The organism is Ruegeria sp. AB6, assembly GCF_056542685.1.
Genome location: NZ_JBQGAD010000004.1, coordinates 346,207 through 362,799 on the forward strand (window position 1 = coordinate 346,207; position 16,593 = coordinate 362,799).

A 16,593-nucleotide genomic window follows, 5' to 3' on the forward strand; every position below is an offset into this window, starting at 1 on the left:
TCAAACGGTCCGTTGCTGCGCAACGGTCATGTCTTTTGGTCCGGCCAAAGGGCCGGTTTGGAACGGGGCGAACCCCATCTGGGTCGGAAACTCCTTCAGTGCGGCGACAGGACCCCGAGGGTCACGCGCATCGCATCCGGTAGTCGCGGGGCGTCATTCCGTATTGCGCTCTGAAGTTCCGGGTCAGGCTTTGGTGATGTCCAAACCCCCATCGCAGAGCAATTTCGTTGATCGACATGCGTGCGCAGCGCGGGTTTCGCAGGTCGTCGGCGATCCGGGCAAGCCGCATCTTGCGGATGGTGGACGAGATCGACCGGTTGTCCCGTCCGTAAATTTCGGTCAACCGCCGTACCGACATGCCCATCCCGGCCGCCAGCACGTTCCGGTCAAAAGACGGATCGCGCAGATTGGCCAGAATGGCGGCATCGGCGCGCAACAGAATCTGCTGTTCGGGCTTGGACAGCTCGAACGCTGTTTCCCCGAGCGAGGCCAAACCGGTCACAAACAGATCAAGGATGGTCGTCTGCATTGCGTGTTGCACGGCCTCGCCCGCAGTATCCACGGCCTCGACCAGTTGCACTACGCTGGCCCCTGCAACGCGCCCGATGGCGCTGTTGCCGGACACTGTGATCCCGGTGAACTGATCCGCATTGGGCAGATGGGCCAGCAGGTCTTCGCGCGGGATTTGGACGACCAACTGACGGAACCCGTCCTGCAGGTCGATGCTGTAGCGATCCGTGCTGCTGTAGAGTGTGAAATCGCCGGGCCGCAGATGAGCCGCGCGCCCGCATTGGCTGATGGTGCCCTCTTTGGCGATTTGCAGGCTGATCAGAAAGCTTTCCTCGCTGGCGCGCGAGACGTCCTTTTGACGGCGGCGCACCAGTTGCTGGCTGCCGGTCACAAAGGATGTGGACAGGCGCGACATACGGTTGAGTGAGATCTCGCCGTCGAAGGCCTCGGGGCGGTCGCAGTGGCAATCGAGCATAACGTAAGCGTCGCAAACCGCCTCGCGCCAGAATGCAAACCTGTCTTTCCGCCGAACGCTATTGGTGCTGAGCAAAGACGTCATGTTGGAAACCCCATCTCCCGTCAGTTTTCTATCATGAAACCGTTGTTTCAAGAAACCTTGCCGGTATGTCGCCCATTCTGACCCGTCTTTCCGCCCAGATTGAGAAATCGGCCACCCGCAGATGTGCCACAGTACGGATCAGAACCGACCGATACTGAAGGAGATTGCCATGACTGCCCCGTTTAAAGCCGCCGCCGTTCAGGCCGCTCCCGCCTTTCTTGACCTGGATGCGGGGATCGACAAAGCGATCAAACTGATCGAAGAGGCCGCCGCGCAGGACGTTAAGATCATCGCTTTCCCTGAGACCTGGCTGCCCGGTTATCCCTGGTACATCTGGCTGGATGCGACCGCGCTTTACATGCCGTTGGTGCCGAAATACGCGGCAAACTCGATCGTGGCGGGCAGCCCGCAGGATAAACGGCTGGCGCAAGCCGCACGCGACAACAACATGCATGTGGTGATGGGGCTGTCGTGGAACGTGAACGGCACGCTTTACATGGGTCAGTGGCACTATGGGCCGGATGGCGAGGTCATCTCGCGTCGGCGCAAGCTGAAACCCACCCATGTTGAGCGCACGGTTTACGGCGAAGGTGATGGCAGCGACATGGTGGTCTATGACACCGATCTGGGCCGGGTCGGGGCCTTGTGCTGTTGGGAACATATTCAGCCTTTGAACAAATACGCGATGTTTGCGCAGAACGAACAGATCCACATCGCCGCCTGGCCCAGCTTTTCGGTCTATGAAGGTGGGGCCTATGCCCTGGGCCCCGAGGTCAATACCGCCGCCAGTCAGGTCTACGCGGTCGAGGGGCAGTGCTTCGTGCTGGCCGCCTGTGCAACCGTGTCCGATGAGATGGTCGAGGCGCTGTGCGATACACCGGTCAAGCAGCAGCTTTTGAAGAAGGGCGGTGGTTATGCGCGGATTTTTGGCCCTGACGGATCGCCTTTGGGCGAGGTCATCCCGCCGGACCAAGAGGGGCTGGTGATTGCCGAGATCGATCTGAACATGATTGCCATTGGCAAGGCGGCCGCCGATCCATGTGGGCACTATTCGCGCCCTGACGTGTTCCGACTGATGTTCAACAACAAACCCAGCCCGCCGGTCATGGCCTTTGACAATGAAGACTCGCGCGAATTTGCGGGCGCAGATGGTCGGACCGCATCACAAACAACGCAGGACGGTGCCGAAACCGCGACATGATACGAACCTGATCCGGCGCATTGAACACAATTGGTCGCGTTTGGCAGATAATCCTTGCAAGGGGAAGGATACACCTGATCTTGTGACCAGATGCTGGCGAGCTTTTGGGGGGAAAAAGCGTGCAGGACGGGCAGGACAAAGACTACGAACGCGAGCTGCGAATTCACGAGGCACTGGACGTTGCGTCGACGACGCCTGTATTTGCACTGTCTTTCCTGATGGCTTTTGTCGTTATGATTTTGCAGTTCGGCCCTGCAAACCTGACGCTTCCCGCGATCGTATCTTTGGCATTGTTGCTGGCCATGAATGTAATGGGGATGAAAAGTTATTACGCGCTGCGTAATAAGCCCAGGCCAAAGTCGATCTCGAAACGTCGCTTGAAAGTTATCCTCATTACCTCCGTGATCCTTGGAACAACATGGGGTTGCTTCAATTTTTTCATGATGCCGGTTTTGGCGCCGCACGAGCAGATGGTTCTGTATCTGTTCGCCTTTATCGGCGCGTTTGGCGGTTCTACGACTTTTTCGCTGAGGGTGACGTGGGGCTTCTCCAGCCCGGTCCTGTTTCTGACCTGGCTGTCCATGCTGCTGTGGGGACCGCTGGAGTGGTATTTCAACACGCTCACAATCTTGGGCACGGTTTTGGCGATTACGCAGCTCACGTTCCTGACCAGAAAAAGCGCAATCAACGGGATCAAGTTGAGTTTGGCGAATACCAAAGCGCTGAACGAACAACTTAAGGCCGAAGGTCGGATACGTGAACTTGCTCGCATCCCTGAAGAGAACCCCAACCCAGTCTTGCGTATCAGTGATGAGGGCAAGCTTATGTACGCCAACCGGGCCAGCGCACCATTGATCAAGGCGCTGGGTTTCAAGGTTGGCGCGCAGGTCGCAGCCGAATGGCGCGAGCGGGTCTCGCGCGGCATGACCGAGGACGAGCGGCAGGATTTCGAACATGCCGCCGGCGACTTGATCTACGCGCTGTTGCTTTGGCCGGTCCCGGATGGGGGCTACGCGAATGTCTACGGCCGCGACATCACCACACAGAAACGGGTCGAAAGTGAATTGCGCGTCGCCCGCGACATTGCCGAGGCGGCCAGTCAAACCAAAAGTTCGTTCCTTGCCAATATGAGTCACGAGCTGCGCACGCCCCTGAACGCCATCATCGGTTATAGCGAGTTGATGCTTGAAGAAGCGATAGACCAGAATGATGAAGCCAACCTGAACGACCTGAAAAAGATTCAGTCCGCAGGGAAACATCTACTGGCGCTGATCAACGACGTTCTGGACCTGTCCAAGATCGAAGCGGGCAAGATGGAGTTCACTCTGGACACGTTCGACATCTCTCAGATGATCAACGACGTCAGTACCACGGTGCAACCTTTGGCCGAGAAAAACGACAACACGCTGGAAATCTCGTGCCCCGAAGATATCGGCGAGATGGTTTGTGACCTGACAAAGGTCCGACAGGCGCTGCTGAACCTGCTGTCCAATGCCTGCAAGTTCACCGAAAACCAGAAGATCACGCTGTCGGTCGTGGAGTCTAACGAAGGCGGTCAATTGGAATTTGCCGTCTCCGACCATGGGATAGGTATGTCACCGGAGCAGGTTGACCGGATTTTCGACGCCTTTACACAGGCCGATTCCTCGACCACGCGCAACTATGGCGGCACTGGGCTGGGTCTGTCGATCACCAAAGCCTTTTGCGAGCAACTGGGCGGCGATATTTACTGTGACAGCACGTTGGGTGAAGGGTCGACCTTTACCATCCGGCTACCGCGCATCTGCAAGGACCCGTCCGCTGATCTGTTGCAACGGGCCGAATATACCGAGGGCAGCGTGAACAGCGATCCAAACGCGCCGCTTGTTCTTCTGGTTGATGACGATCCGACTGTGCATGATCTGCTGGGGCGACGTCTGGTTCGCGAAGGCTATCGCGTGCTGGCTTCGACCAACGGTGATGAGGCTTTGGAACTAGCACGGACAACGCGGCCTGACGCTATCACTCTGGATGTTTTCATGCCCGAGATCGACGGCTGGGCAGTGTTGTCCAAACTGAAAGAAGACCCGGAACTGGGGAATATCCCGGTTATCATGCTGACTTTCGCCGAGGACCGAAAACGGGGCCTGTCTCTCGGGGCCAGCGAGTATCTGGACAAGCCGATCGACACAGTCGCGCTGCTGAAGGCCCTCAAAGAGCATTGCCCAACGCAACCAACCCCGACTGTCCTGGTTGTCGAAGACGAAGCTGCAACCCGCGAATTGATCTGCCGCGTCCTCGGCCGGGAGGGTTGGCAGATCGACGAGGCCGTCAACGGGCTGGACGCGTTGCAACGCTTGTCTGAATCTGTTCCAGACGTGATCCTCTTGGACCTCATGATGCCCGAAATGGACGGGTTCGAGTTTCTGGCCGGAATGAAGAAAAACCCCGACTGGAAAGATATACCGGTCATCATTGTGACCGCCAAAACCCTATCCAGCGAGGATCGAATACGCCTGAATGGATCGGTCGATACGCTGATCCAAAAGGGTGGGGACGAAATTGAAACCATTCTTGCCCAATTGAATGAGATTCTGCTCACCTCCAGTTCTGGGGAAACGTGAGCAGAAGAACTCTTTTTAACAGCTCGATTGGTGGAAACACACCTTGGGCCAGACCTTTCCAACCGAGCGCAGCCAGAGCGTGTGAAGACTTCGCGATCCAGCTTGGCTATATGATTGCGGGGTTCTATTCCAGATAAAGCGCTGTTGCCCCCGCGATCTGAGGTGCAGCAGCGAAAGTGTTGCTCATTCTTGGCGGCCACGCATGGCTTTGGCGCGCTCAGTATGTAGCTTGCGGAAATGTTCGTCAGCTTCGGGGGTGCCGTCATGAAGGCTGCCGAACCATTTATCCAGGGGCACGTTGCTTTCGCCGAAATTTACGTTGTGATAGCGGTGGTGCAGATAGTGCATATAGCGGTCATTGCGCAGGGCCAGCTCATCTCCAAACACGATTTCATCGAATCCTGAATGGCTGACTGCAGGGCCGAGGGCAGTCTGGAACCCGTTGAACATCATGTGCAGCGGATGGCTGGGTACGATCACGTGAATCAGCATGCATGAGAAATAGATCAGATGTTCAACCGGATGCATTGCCAATCCGGACCAAGGGCCGACATTCACGTTCTTGTGGTGCAGGAAATGTACCCAGTCATACAGTGGTTTCCAATGGATCAGCCGGTGAATCCAGTAGAAGTGAAAGTTGCGCCAGAACGGAATTGCCATCATGAGAAGGCAGAACAGGATCGGATGCTCGGCCGGATCAAGATAGGGCATCCAGCCATTTGCATAGCCCCACCATAGGAAACATTCGTAACCGGTCCAGATCAGTGTACCGACCTGCGCCCAGAAAATATTGTCCCAGACCTGATCACCGAAAAGGAAAGTCGCGTTGTTCTTTGCCTGCCAGTTGGCGTTGTACTTTTTTAGACGCCCCTGCATTTTGAAACCGCAGAACCACAGGTGGATTATCCCAGTCCAAACCCAGATCAGCACAAGATTGCGCAAGAAAATCTCACCCATCCAACCAAGTTGGAAAGTTTCCATGCGCGACAGTTCTGGCGTGAACCAGACATAGCAGACGCCGATCAGGACCATGTAAATGGCAAACCACGGAAAGAAAAACCCCGGAAAACCGGTTAGCCATTTGAATATCTTCGGGAAATTCAGCGGATCGTCCAGCAGCGGTTCAAGAAAAACCGGGCGGCCCGACCACCATTCACCACGGCGGTTTCGTTCCTGACCATGTTCGTCAATCGTGATCTTGGGCTTTTTCGCCATTTCATGTCCTTCCCACACCCAAACCCGGAAAAAAGGGCGCTACTGACCTTATACTCGGATAGAGAGGAGCCTGCATTCCGTCAACAAAAGTTTCGAAACTGTCTTGGAATGGCGAAAAAATAGACATCTCCCAAAATAATCTTGACGTGACTTCAACCTGTCCTTACGCCTTTTGACATGGACGACTCCTCTGCCCTGCAATCCTCGCCGGATATTTACGACAGCTTGCGCGATGGGCTGATCTGGGGGCGATGGAAGTCTGGGGAACGTCTGAAACCTCAGCACCTCAAGGTCGAGTTCGGCAGCACCACCGCAGCCCTTCGTGAGGCATTATTGCGGCTGGCCGGAGAAGGTTTTGTCGAAAACGAAAAGAACCATGGTTTCCGCGCAGTCGAGCATTCGGAAGACACGTTTCGGCAGGCGGCGCATCTGCGGCTTTTGCTGGAATGCGAAGCGGCTGAAATGGCGTTGAAACAAGGGGATTTCGAATGGGAAATGGCGCTGAACGCGGCGCATCACAACCTTGAATTTATCGAGGTGCGTATGGAGCAGGCGGATGATATTGAACCGTTTCTCAGGCGCTGGTCCCGGCAGGACTGGGTGTTTCACAGCACATTGTTGGGGGCGTGCAAATCTGATCTGCTGATGCAGACCTACAAGTCCGTCTACGACACGTTTCGAATGTACGCCGTATCCCGGATCGCCTGGTTCGGGTTCTCGCAGGTCACGCGGGGCGAACATCGGGCAATTTACGATGCTGCCATCGCCCGCGACTTGCCTGCTTGCCTTGATGCGATACGCGCGCATTTGGCGTTGTATGAAGACAATAACCGCCTGCCAGACAAGTTGGCGCCCAAGAGAGGAAAAAGGACATGAGCAAGATTGCTTTGGTGACGGGCGGCGGCTCTGGCATTGGCAAGGCCTGTGCGGTGAAGCTGGCCGAAAACGGATACACGGTTGTGGTCACCGGACGGCGGCAGGAACCGCTGGACGAAACTCTTGCTGCCATGGGCGGCGGGTTGGCTTTGGCCTGCGACGTGACGGATGCGGCACAGGTTGATGCTCTGTACGACCAGATCAAACAAGCGCATGGGCGTTTGGATGTCCTGTTCAACAACGCCGGCAACAATGTGCCCGCAGCGCCGATTGGGGATATCCCACCCGAGGATTTCCTGACCGTGATGAACGTAAACCTCTATGGAGCGTTTCTGTGCGCGCGGGGGGCGTTTAACCTAATGCGCGATCAGGACCCGCAGGGCGGACGGATCATCAACAATGGCTCGATCTCGGCTGCGGTGCCCCGACCCGGATCAGCGCCCTATACAAGTTCCAAACATGCAATCACGGGCATGACCCGGTCGATCTCGTTGGATGGTCGCCCGTTTAACATCGCGTGCGGCCAGATAGACATTGGCAATACGGCGTCCGAAATGACCTCGAGAATGTCCGGCGGTGTGCCGCAGGCGGACGGGTCGATAAAGCCTGAACCAGTGATGAGTGTCGAGAACGTGGCGCAATCAGTTCTGCATATGGCCGATCTGCCGCTTGAGGCGAATGTCCAGTTCATGACCGTCATGGCCACCAACATGCCTTTCATCGGGCGCGGGTGACGCAGGTGGACACCATTCGTGCATCGCATGGCCATGACGCATTTCACAGAATCTGAGGGCTATATGGCCGAGAAAATCCGCGCCTGTTCAACGGGCGACATCGAAGAAGAGGACGTCTTACGCTTTGATCATGGGGACAAAAGTCTGATCATCATCCACGGCCCGGACGGAAATTTTTATGCCACCGATGGTTATTGCACCCACGAAAAGCAGCACCTGTCCGACGGGCTGGTGGACGAGTTCAACATCGAATGCCCGCTGCATTTCGGGGCCTTTGATTACCGCACCGGCGACCCCACCGCAGCACCAGCTTGCGAGGCGCTGAAAACCTACCCTGTCGCTGTTGAAGGCGACGATGTTTATGTTGAGATCTGAACCATGACCCTATTTGACCTGACCGGAAAAACTGCCCTTGTCACCGGATCCTCTCAGGGGATCGGATTTGCGCTGGCGCGAGGCTTGGCCGAGGCCGGTGCCTCGGTGGTGTTGAATGGCCGCGATACGACCAAACTGGATGCAGCTGTTGCCAAGCTGGCCGGCGAAGGCCACAGCGTCACGGCGCTGCCTTTCGACGCCACCGATCATGCGGCCGTCAAGACTGCAGTTGACGAATATGAGAGCGCAGGACAGATCGACATTCTGGTCAACAACGCCGGGATGCAGTTTCGGACAGAACTGGAGAATTACCCCGCCGAGATGTTCAGCAAGCTGCTGGAGACCAATATCTCGACGGTCTTCAACGTTGGGCAAGCCTGTGCGCGGCATATGATCGGCCGCGGTGCGGGTAAAATCATCAACATCGCCAGCGTTCAAACCGCGCTCGCCCGGCCCGGCATTGCGCCTTACACCGCGACCAAAGGGGCCGTAGGCAATCTGACAAAGGGTATGGCCACTGACTGGGCCAAGCATGGGCTGCAATGCAACGCAATCGCGCCAGGCTATTTCGATACGCCCCTGAATGAGGCGCTGGTCAACGATCCCGAATTCTCGGCCTGGCTGGAAAAACGCACCCCGGCGGGCCGCTGGGGCAAGGTCGAGGAACTGGTGGGGGCCTGCGTGTTCCTGTCGTCCCCGGCATCCAGCTTTGTCAACGGACATACTCTGTTCGTGGACGGCGGCATCACGGCGAGCTTGTAAGCCATGCGTGCGATTGTCATTCACTCCGCCCGCGACCTACGTATTGAAACCCGCGAAGTGCCAGAGCCAGGATCCGGTCAGGTTCGCATAAAAATGGCCGCAGGGGGTATTTGCGGCTCGGATTTGCATTATTACAACCACGGTGGTTTTGGCACGGTGCGCCTGCGCGAGCCGATGATTCTGGGGCATGAGGTTTCGGGTCACGTCGAGGCGTTGGGCGAAGGTGTCGACGGGCTGGCAGTTGGCGATTTGGTTGCCGTGTCCCCATCGCGGCCCTGCGGGAATTGCCAGTACTGTGCCGAAGGTCTGCGCAATCATTGTGAAAACATGCGGTTTTACGGCTCTGCCATGCCGTTCCCGCATATTCAGGGCGCGTTTCGTGAGGTTCTGGTGGCAGATGCCAGCCAATGCGTGCGTGCAACGGGCCTGACGGCGGGTGAGGCGGCGATGGCCGAGCCGCTCTCGGTTGTGCTGCATGGCACCCGGCGCGCGGGAGAAATTCTGGGCAAGCGGGTTCTGATCACCGGCAGCGGTCCCATTGGCACTCTGGCTGTGCTGGCTGCACGTGCAGCAGGGGCGACCGAGATTGTCGTGACCGACCTTGAGGATAACGCGCTTGGCTTTGCGTCTCGGGCGGGTGCCGATCGGGTCATCAACGTGGCGCAAGATAGCGACGCGTTGGCCGCCTATCAGGCGGGCAAAGGCACCTTCGATATCCTCTACGAATGTTCCGGCAGCCCCCAGGCGCTGGCCGCAGGCATTGGCGCGCTGCGTCCGCGCGGCATCGTTCTGCAACTGGGTCTGGGCGGAGACATGACCATCCCTATGCAGATGCTGACCGCCAAGGAACTGGACCTGCGCGGCTCGTTCCGGTTCCACGAGGAATTCCCCACCGCCATTGCTCTGATGCAGAATGGCAGCTTGGATGTGAAACCGCTGATCTCGCACACGGTGCCTTTGGATCAGGCGCAGGCGGGCTTTGACCTGGCGGGGGATCGAACGCAGGCAATGAAGGCGCAAATCGCATTCGGATAGGAGCCCCAAGCGAAATCCTTTTTTAGAAGCTCAGGACTCGGAATGAGAGACCAATTTGCTGGGCAATGCCCCAGTTAAACAGCTTGCCGCTGAGTTCGATCAGGTTCAGCGGTCCCCACTACGGGATCATGACCAAATACCAAGACTTTGTGTTGCACGCAGGCCAGGCTCAGCGCGTCATTCTCCACCAAGATGAAACGATTGTGGCTCTAAATAAGGCAAAAAATCGGACTATCTGCCCGACTTATTGAACTGCAAATGGGGTAAGGCTTTCCTTGAACTGTTCAATGAACTCTAACGTCACCAGCGACGGTTGCTTCAGGATAGGCCGGACGAGCGAAAGGGTATGTGGAAGTTCAGGTGTGAACGGTCGAAAGCTAAGACCACGTGAGGCGTATTGCACGGCGTCCAACTCGCTGACGACAGAAACGCCTACGCCTTTCATGGCCAGCTCGCAGGCTGCGGTAAACTGCCTGACCTCGATATGCGAATTCAACGTCGCATTGACGTTGTGAAAGGCTTTGGAAAGCCTGCTGAAGAAATCGCTGTCTCGTCGGGTGTGGATCAGTTTGCAGTCAGCAAGATCCGCTGGTGCTATGGTAGACAGGTTTTCAAGGTGATGTCCTGTTGGGAAAACGCAAACGGTGCGGACGTCGATGTTGTTGCTTTCAACCGCAGGATGACCGTTGAAACTGTCTGTTATGCCGAAATCATATTGCTCTCCGATCATCCATTCCAGAATGCGCTCTGGCCGGTCCGGTTCGATCGTCAAAGTCACTCCGGGTCGATCTTTTAAAAACCCTGCAACCACGTTGGGCAGATGGCTGGTTGCAAATCCGGGAAGGCAGGCAACGCGAATATGCCCTGCCTTGCGCTGCGTGATGTCCTGGCTGACATCCGAGATTTGATTCATCAACTCAAGGACGCGTTCAACGCTAGGCAGGAGGTAGCGCACCTCTTGCGTGGGAACCAAACGACCTTCTCGACGGTCGAAAAGTTGAAACCCAAGCGACTTTTCAAGATCTGAAAGTAGCCTGCTGACAGCCGGTTGGCTTACGCCCAAATCGACTGCGGCCGCCGTGACCGAGCCATTGGTCGTCACGGCCATCAGTGCTTCCAATTGCCGGACCCGCAGAGTTTGGTTCATCGCTGTTTCCAATCGTTCCCAAGTTTCATAACACCATGTTATTTTTTTATCCATCAGATCGGACTTGAATTATAATTCTGTGCGTTTAACGTCGGGAAATCGTCATGTGTGCCGAAGCTGTTGAGCGGTCGGTATTCAACGAAGCATCGAACCTGATGCATGGGAGGAATCATGAAAAAGAAATTTCTCGGCGCTCTTGCCGTAACAACTGCTTTGTCTCCGGTGGCGGCAATGGCGCAGACCGAAGTTCAGTTCTGGCACGCTTTCACAGGTCGTCTGGGTGAGCTTGTGAAAGCCCAAGTGGAAGAATTCAACGCCAGCCAGGATGAATTTGTCGTGGTGGAAAGCCACAAGGGCAACTACTCGGAAACCTTGAACGCAGGCATCGCGGCGTTTCGCGCGGGGGAACAACCCCACATCCTGATGGTGTTCGAAGTCGGCACCGCCACGATGATGTCCGCCAAGGGAGCTGTCAAACCTGTGTTTGAGGTCATGGACGAAAGCGGCGCATCCTTTGACCCCGACGCTTATATCGGCGCTGTCAAAGGCTATTATACCACCACCGATGGCGACATGCTGTCCTTGCCCTTCAACTCGTCGACGCCAGTTCTGTGGGTCAATCGTGACGCTTTCGAAGCTGCCGGTGTTGATCCCGACACCGACCTGTCTACGTGGGAAAATGTCGGCGCGGTTTTGGATCAGTTGAAAGCAGGCGGTGAAGACTGCCCGCTGGTCACCGCTTGGCAGAGCTGGATTCACCTTGAAAACCTGTCCGCATATCACGACGTCCCGTTTGCCTCGAAGGACAATGGGTTTGCCGGTCTGGACACCGAGTTGATGTTGAACGGGCCCACGCAGGTCGCGCACCTGACTGCCATGGGTGAGTGGGCCAAGGACGGAAAATTCATCTATACCGGTCGCCGCAACGAAGGCGGAGCCAACTTCCGGTCTGGCGAATGCGCACTGTTTACCGAAAGCTCCGCGGGCTATGCGGGCATCAAGGCCGAGGCCCAGTTCGACTTTGATGTCCGCCCGCTGCCCTATTGGTCTGGCGTGATCAGCGAGCCGCAGAACACGATTATCGGCGGTGCTTCGCTTTGGGTGATGGAAGGCCATGAGGACGATGCATATAAAGGCGTTGGCGAGTTTCTCAGCTTCCTGTCGACCTCGGGTGTTCAGGCCGATTGGCACCAGAATACCGGCTATCTGCCGATCACCGCCGAAGCCGGTGTCGAGACGCGCAATGCAGGGTTCTATGAAGAGAACCCTGGCACTGATATTGCCGTGATCCAGATGACCGCGAAAGAGCCAACCGCTAATTCCAAAGGTCTGCGTCTTGGGTCGTTCGACCAAATCCGCGGCATTATCGACGAGGAACTTGAGGCGATCTGGTCGGGAGAAAAGACCGCACAAGAGGCGATGGACAGTGCAAAAGAACGCGGAGACGCCCTGTTGCGCCGCTTTGAGACTGCAAATCGCTAAAATTAAAGGCACATGTGGGCCGGTCCTGGCCCACATGTTTATCTGCTGATGGGCCTCTAGGATGGAAAAACGCGTCACCTTTCGCGGCTGGCTTTTGCCACTAGCACTGATCGCGCCGCAAGTCATCATCTCGGCCGTTTTCTTCTTTTACCCCGCAGGTCAGGCGATCTGGCAATCTTTGTTTATCCCCGACCCGTTCGGGTTATCTTCGCAATTCGTTGGATTGGGCAATTTTGAATTCCTGCTCAGCGACAAGTTCTATCGTGCGTCTTTCGTGACCACCGCGGTGTTTTCGACGCTGGTCACGCTCTGCTCAATGATTCCGGCGCTGTTTCTGGCGGTTTTGGCGGATCGGCTGATCAAAGGATCGGGCGTCTATCGGACGCTGTTGATCTGGCCCTATGCGGTCGCGCCTGCTGTGGCCGGGGTGTTGTGGCTGTTCATGTTCAACACTCGCGTCGGCGTGATCTCATGGTATCTGGGCCGGCTTGGCTATGATTGGAACCACGTTCTGAACGGGACCGAGGCGATGGGACTGGTCGTCGTAGCTTCGGCCTGGGGGCGTATCAGCTACAACTTCCTGTTTTTCTTCGCAGCCCTGCAATCGGTCCCCAGATCGGTGATCGAGGCCGCCGCGATCGACGGCGCCCGCTTTTGGCGGCGGTTCTTCACCATCGTGTTGCCATTGCTGTCGCCAACCGCGTTTTTCCTGCTGGTGGTGAATGTGGTCTATGCGTTCTTTGAAACCTTCGGGGTTATCCACACGATCACCGGGGGCGGGCCGCAACAAGCCACGACCATTCTGGTCTACAAGGTCTTTTCCGACGGGTTCGTGGGGCAAGATCTGGGATCGTCCTCGGCCCAGTCGGTCATCCTGTTGGTCGTAGTTGGCCTGCTGACCGTCATCCAGTTCAAATACGTGGAAAAGAGGGTGCACTACTGATGGCCGCCCAACAACACGGAATGGTCGAGAAACGCGGCGCGGGAATCTGGCTGACCCATGCCTTCATGATCCTGGGCGTTCTGATCATTTTCTTTCCGATCTGGCTGGCCTTTGTTGCCTCGACTGTCACGCAGGCTGATATCGTGTCGCCCCCTATGCCGGTGACGCCAGGGGACCAGTTCTGGGTGAACTACAAGGCGGCGCTGTTTTCAGGCGTCAACGTGCCCGTGGCGACGATGCTGTTCAACAGTCTGGTGATGGCCATCGGCATTGCCGTGGGTAAGATCATCATCTCGCTGCTGTCGGCCTTTGCGATTGTTTACTTCCGCTTTCCCGGTCGTCAGACATTTTTCTGGATGATCTTCATCACCCTCATGCTGCCGGTCGAGGTGCGGATCGTTCCCACATTCGAGGTTGTGGCCGGGTTTGGTATGCTCAACAGCTATTCGGGGCTGATCTTCCCGCTGATCGCTTCGGCCACCGCGACCTTCCTGTTCCGTCAGTTCTTTCTGACCATTCCCGATGAATTGGCCGAGGCCGCGCGTGTCGACGGTGCCCGCCCAATGCGGTTTTTCATTGATATTGTCGTGCCCATGAGCCGCACCAATATCGCGGCGCTGTTCGTGATCTTGTTCATCTATGGCTGGAACCAATATCTGTGGCCGCTGCTTATCACCACCGACCCGGAAATGAACACCATTGTAATGGGCATCAAGCAGATGTTCCCTTCGGGCGATGATTTTGCCCATTGGCCGACGATCATGGCCACATCCATACTGGCGATGATCCCGCCGGTCATCGTCGTCGTATCCATGCAAAAGCTGTTTGTGCGCGGCCTTGTCGATAGCGAGAAGTAAGAAATGGCAACTGTAACCCTGCAAGACGTCAAGAAAAGCTTTGGTCCCACGGATGTGATCCACGGCATCGACATCGACATTGCCGACGGAGAGTTCATTGTGATCGTCGGCCCGTCGGGCTGTGGGAAATCTACGCTTTTGCGCATGGTGGCCGGTTTGGAAACCGTTACTTCGGGCGAAATCCGCATTGGCGATGAGCGCGCCAATGAGAAAGAGCCGATGGACCGCGACATCGCGATGGTGTTCCAGAATTATGCGCTCTATCCGCATATGTCGGTGCGCCAGAACATGGGCTATGGGCTGAAGATCGCTGGACTGCCTAAGACGCAAATTGATGCGAAAGTGACCGAAGCGGCCAAGCTGTTGCAGCTTGAGCCATTGTTGGATCGAAAACCCAGACAGTTGTCCGGTGGCCAGCGTCAACGGGTGGCAATGGGTCGGGCCATTGTTCGCGAACCAGCTGTTTTTCTGTTTGATGAACCGCTCTCGAATCTGGACGCCAAGCTGCGCGTGCAGATGCGCCTTGAAATCCGTGAACTTCAGGAAAAACTTGGGATTACATCCCTGTACGTGACGCATGATCAGGTCGAAGCCATGACAATGGCGGACCGGATGATCGTGATGAACGCAGGCGTGGCCGAGCAGATCGGAACTCCGCTTGAAGTTTACGAAACGCCGAAAACACTGTTTGCAGCGCAATTCATCGGCAGCCCCGCGATGAATATTTTTGACGCGCGCCGCGAAAACGGATTGATCAAGGTTGGGGATATCGAGATTGGCCCTGCACAAGGCCCGGATGCCAACCTAATGCTGGGTATCCGTCCCGAACATTTGTTTGCTGACAATAGCGGCCCCTTTGAAACCAGTGTACAAATGGCAGAGCCGTTGGGCGCAAACACGTTGCTACACGGCCACCTTACCAACTCTGGCGCTACAATCACGATCAGTCTTCCGGGCGTCCACCCTATCGAAGGTCACCACCCGAAAATGCGGTTTTCGGTTGCGCCCGAGCATATGCACTTGTTTGACAGCAAAACAGGTAAGCGGCTGGAAAGCTGATACCGTCCCCGCGGAACAGGGTTTGTGGGTTTCAAATGCTGTCCTGGCCTTGGGACATGCTGGTCCCTTACGGCATCGACGCTCTATTGAACTCTCGGCACGGTCCTGGTGCTGAACTTTAATTTCGCGGTCCGGTCACGCTGTTTCGCGAAACGATCCTGTGATCCAAATAGACCGAGCCGGTCGAAAAGGGTTTCTTTTCAAGTTGTTCCAGCAATATTTCCATGGCGCGTTGTCCAATAAGGTTTCGGGCCTGATGCACTGTGGTCAACTCAGGCTGGAAAATGCGAGCGAAAGGGACGTCGTCAAAACCCATGACGGATATATCATCCGGTACCGAGTAGCCGTGCTGTTGCAGGCTTCGTATGACCCCCATGGCGGATTCGTCGTTTGCGCAAAACACGGCCGTCGTGTCGGGCCAGTTTTTTGCCAGGTGGTGCCCTGCGTGTTCACCGTCTGAGTAAACGAAGCCTCCGTCTATGAGGCGAATGTGGTCTGACAGCCCCGCTTCGGTCATTGCTTTCACATATCCATCTCGCCTGTCTTTGGTCAGCGTATTGTCCTGAGGTCCGGTGACATGGGCGATTTTCCGGTGACCTTGTTCAATCAAGTACCGTGTGGCGTCGAATGCGGCCTTTTCGTTATCCGTGCCAACGTGCGGATAAGGTGTTCCGTCCAGGCGTTCTGAGATCGAAACGGCAGGGGTGCCTTCGGGTAGCATTCCGTCAGGGGGTGCTTCCCCGTTCAGGATCAAGGCCCCGTCCGCGCGTCCATTGCGCAGGTTTTCGAGGATATTTGCGTAGCGCGTGCTATCCCCGTTTGTGTTGCCTATCAGAATTGTCAAATTTGCGCGGGTGGCAACCTCTTCGATACCGGAAAGGATTTTCGAGAAGAAGGGGTTGGAGATATCCGGGAGGATGACAAGTATAGTCCCGGACCTGTTGCGACGCAGCATCTGTGCAGCAGTATTGACGCTGTAGCCTGTTTCCGAAACGGCGGCAAACACTGCATCCCGTGTTTTTTTAGAAACGATATCAGGGGATTGCAGCGCCCGACTTACTGTAGCCGTCGAAACTCCGGCCACCCGTGCGACGTCCCGAACCGTGGGTCTGCTGTTCGATTTCTTTGTCATGTCAGCCAGTAATAGCAGCGAAAAAGACAGAATGTAATCCTTTACATTAAAAATGAAAACGATTACATAAGATTCGAGATGGGTGTGCGATTTTGCCTTGGGA

The 16,593-nt window shown here is 56.2% G+C and carries 15 protein-coding genes; 11 read left to right on the top strand and 4 right to left on the bottom strand.

What is annotated here, in order from left to right:
* Positions 1–121 precede the first annotated feature (121 nt).
* On the bottom strand, positions 122–1,069 hold the full coding sequence (locus ACR0DB_RS11620) for an AraC-like ligand-binding domain-containing protein (RefSeq protein ID WP_480551001.1): 948 nt from the start codon (positions 1,067–1,069) through the stop codon (positions 122–124).
* 169 nt (positions 1,070–1,238) lie between these two features.
* Between ACR0DB_RS11620 and ACR0DB_RS11625 the strand changes: the two genes are divergently transcribed.
* Positions 1,239–2,270, top strand: coding sequence for a carbon-nitrogen hydrolase family protein (locus tag ACR0DB_RS11625; protein ID WP_480551003.1), 1,032 nt, complete (start codon positions 1,239–1,241; stop codon positions 2,268–2,270).
* Between the two features lie 119 nt (positions 2,271–2,389).
* Positions 2,390–4,873, top strand: a complete 2,484-nt coding sequence (locus tag ACR0DB_RS11630) for a response regulator (protein ID WP_480551005.1) — start codon at positions 2,390–2,392, stop codon at positions 4,871–4,873.
* Between the two features lie 183 nt (positions 4,874–5,056).
* On the opposite strand, the gene ACR0DB_RS11635 is transcribed toward ACR0DB_RS11630, so the two are convergent.
* Positions 5,057–6,088, bottom strand: coding sequence for a sterol desaturase family protein (locus ACR0DB_RS11635; RefSeq protein ID WP_480551007.1), 1,032 nt, complete (start codon positions 6,086–6,088; stop codon positions 5,057–5,059).
* 177 nt (positions 6,089–6,265) lie between these two features.
* Between ACR0DB_RS11635 and ACR0DB_RS11640 the strand changes: the two genes are divergently transcribed.
* From ACR0DB_RS11640 to ACR0DB_RS11660, 5 genes are read left to right on the top strand one after another with little or no spacing between them, the layout of a single operon-like run.
* Positions 6,266–6,964: a GntR family transcriptional regulator gene (locus tag ACR0DB_RS11640; RefSeq protein WP_480551009.1), complete on the top strand. Its 699-nt coding sequence runs from the start codon at positions 6,266–6,268 to the stop codon at positions 6,962–6,964.
* Positions 6,961–7,698, top strand: a complete 738-nt coding sequence (locus ACR0DB_RS11645; RefSeq protein ID WP_480551011.1) for an SDR family oxidoreductase — start codon at positions 6,961–6,963, stop codon at positions 7,696–7,698. The genes ACR0DB_RS11640 and ACR0DB_RS11645 overlap by 4 nt, the downstream gene beginning before the upstream one ends.
* Positions 7,699–7,725: 27 nt before the next feature.
* Positions 7,726–8,073 carry a non-heme iron oxygenase ferredoxin subunit gene (locus tag ACR0DB_RS11650; RefSeq protein WP_480551058.1) on the top strand — a complete coding sequence of 116 codons (348 nt, stop codon included), beginning with the start codon at positions 7,726–7,728 and terminating at the stop codon, positions 8,071–8,073.
* Between the two features lie 3 nt (positions 8,074–8,076).
* The gene (locus ACR0DB_RS11655) at positions 8,077–8,835 is read left to right on the top strand and encodes an SDR family oxidoreductase (protein WP_170783171.1); all 759 of its coding nucleotides are present in this window, start codon (positions 8,077–8,079) and stop codon (positions 8,833–8,835) included.
* Positions 8,836–8,838: 3 nt separating this feature from the next.
* Positions 8,839–9,870 (top strand): L-idonate 5-dehydrogenase, encoded by a 1,032-nt coding sequence (locus ACR0DB_RS11660; RefSeq protein ID WP_480551013.1) that lies wholly within the window; start codon positions 8,839–8,841, stop codon positions 9,868–9,870.
* Between the two features lie 244 nt (positions 9,871–10,114).
* Here ACR0DB_RS11660 and ACR0DB_RS11665 read toward each other — a convergent pair whose 3' ends face one another.
* Entirely contained in the window at positions 10,115–11,017 is a 903-nt protein-coding gene (locus tag ACR0DB_RS11665; protein WP_170783169.1) for a LysR substrate-binding domain-containing protein, read from the bottom strand.
* A 171-nt stretch (positions 11,018–11,188) separates the two neighbouring features.
* On the opposite strand from ACR0DB_RS11665, the gene ugpB reads away from it, so the two are divergent.
* The 4 genes from ugpB (at position 11,189) to ACR0DB_RS11685 (ending at position 15,358) form a co-directional block, all read left to right on the top strand.
* On the top strand, positions 11,189–12,499 hold the full coding sequence (gene ugpB, locus ACR0DB_RS11670; protein WP_480551015.1) for a sn-glycerol-3-phosphate ABC transporter substrate-binding protein UgpB: 1,311 nt from the start codon (positions 11,189–11,191) through the stop codon (positions 12,497–12,499).
* Positions 12,500–12,560: 61 nt separating this feature from the next.
* Entirely contained in the window at positions 12,561–13,442 is an 882-nt protein-coding gene (ugpA, locus tag ACR0DB_RS11675) for a sn-glycerol-3-phosphate ABC transporter permease UgpA (RefSeq protein WP_480551017.1), read from the top strand.
* Positions 13,443–13,462: 20 nt separating this feature from the next.
* Positions 13,463–14,299, top strand: a complete 837-nt coding sequence (ugpE, locus tag ACR0DB_RS11680) for a sn-glycerol-3-phosphate ABC transporter permease UgpE (protein ID WP_170772291.1) — start codon at positions 13,463–13,465, stop codon at positions 14,297–14,299.
* A gap of 3 nt (positions 14,300–14,302) precedes the next feature.
* The gene (locus ACR0DB_RS11685; RefSeq protein ID WP_480551019.1) at positions 14,303–15,358 is read left to right on the top strand and encodes a sn-glycerol-3-phosphate import ATP-binding protein UgpC; all 1,056 of its coding nucleotides are present in this window, start codon (positions 14,303–14,305) and stop codon (positions 15,356–15,358) included.
* 118 nt (positions 15,359–15,476) lie between these two features.
* Here the strand turns inward: ACR0DB_RS11685 and ACR0DB_RS11690 are convergent, their stop codons facing one another.
* Entirely contained in the window at positions 15,477–16,490 is a 1,014-nt protein-coding gene (locus ACR0DB_RS11690; RefSeq protein WP_480551021.1) for a LacI family DNA-binding transcriptional regulator, read from the bottom strand.
* Positions 16,491–16,593 lie beyond the last annotated feature (103 nt).

Coding starts and splice junctions, on each gene's coding strand:
- ACR0DB_RS11655 (WP_170783171.1), top strand. CDS start 8,077: ATGACCCTATTTGACCTGACCGGAAAAACTGCCCTTGTCACCGGATCC.
- ACR0DB_RS11645 (WP_480551011.1), top strand. CDS start 6,961: ATGAGCAAGATTGCTTTGGTGACGGGCGGCGGCTCTGGCATTGGCAAG.
- ACR0DB_RS11620 (WP_480551001.1), bottom strand. CDS start 1,069: ATGACGTCTTTGCTCAGCACCAATAGCGTTCGGCGGAAAGACAGGTTT.
- ACR0DB_RS11685 (WP_480551019.1), top strand. CDS start 14,303: ATGGCAACTGTAACCCTGCAAGACGTCAAGAAAAGCTTTGGTCCCACG.
- ACR0DB_RS11650 (WP_480551058.1), top strand. CDS start 7,726: ATGGCCATGACGCATTTCACAGAATCTGAGGGCTATATGGCCGAGAAA.
- ACR0DB_RS11690 (WP_480551021.1), bottom strand. CDS start 16,490: ATGACAAAGAAATCGAACAGCAGACCCACGGTTCGGGACGTCGCACGG.
- ugpB (WP_480551015.1), top strand. CDS start 11,189: ATGAAAAAGAAATTTCTCGGCGCTCTTGCCGTAACAACTGCTTTGTCT.
- ACR0DB_RS11625 (WP_480551003.1), top strand. CDS start 1,239: ATGACTGCCCCGTTTAAAGCCGCCGCCGTTCAGGCCGCTCCCGCCTTT.
- ACR0DB_RS11660 (WP_480551013.1), top strand. CDS start 8,839: ATGCGTGCGATTGTCATTCACTCCGCCCGCGACCTACGTATTGAAACC.
- ACR0DB_RS11665 (WP_170783169.1), bottom strand. CDS start 11,017: ATGAACCAAACTCTGCGGGTCCGGCAATTGGAAGCACTGATGGCCGTG.
- ACR0DB_RS11635 (WP_480551007.1), bottom strand. CDS start 6,088: ATGGCGAAAAAGCCCAAGATCACGATTGACGAACATGGTCAGGAACGA.
- ugpE (WP_170772291.1), top strand. CDS start 13,463: ATGGTCGAGAAACGCGGCGCGGGAATCTGGCTGACCCATGCCTTCATG.
- ugpA (WP_480551017.1), top strand. CDS start 12,561: ATGGAAAAACGCGTCACCTTTCGCGGCTGGCTTTTGCCACTAGCACTG.
- ACR0DB_RS11640 (WP_480551009.1), top strand. CDS start 6,266: ATGGACGACTCCTCTGCCCTGCAATCCTCGCCGGATATTTACGACAGC.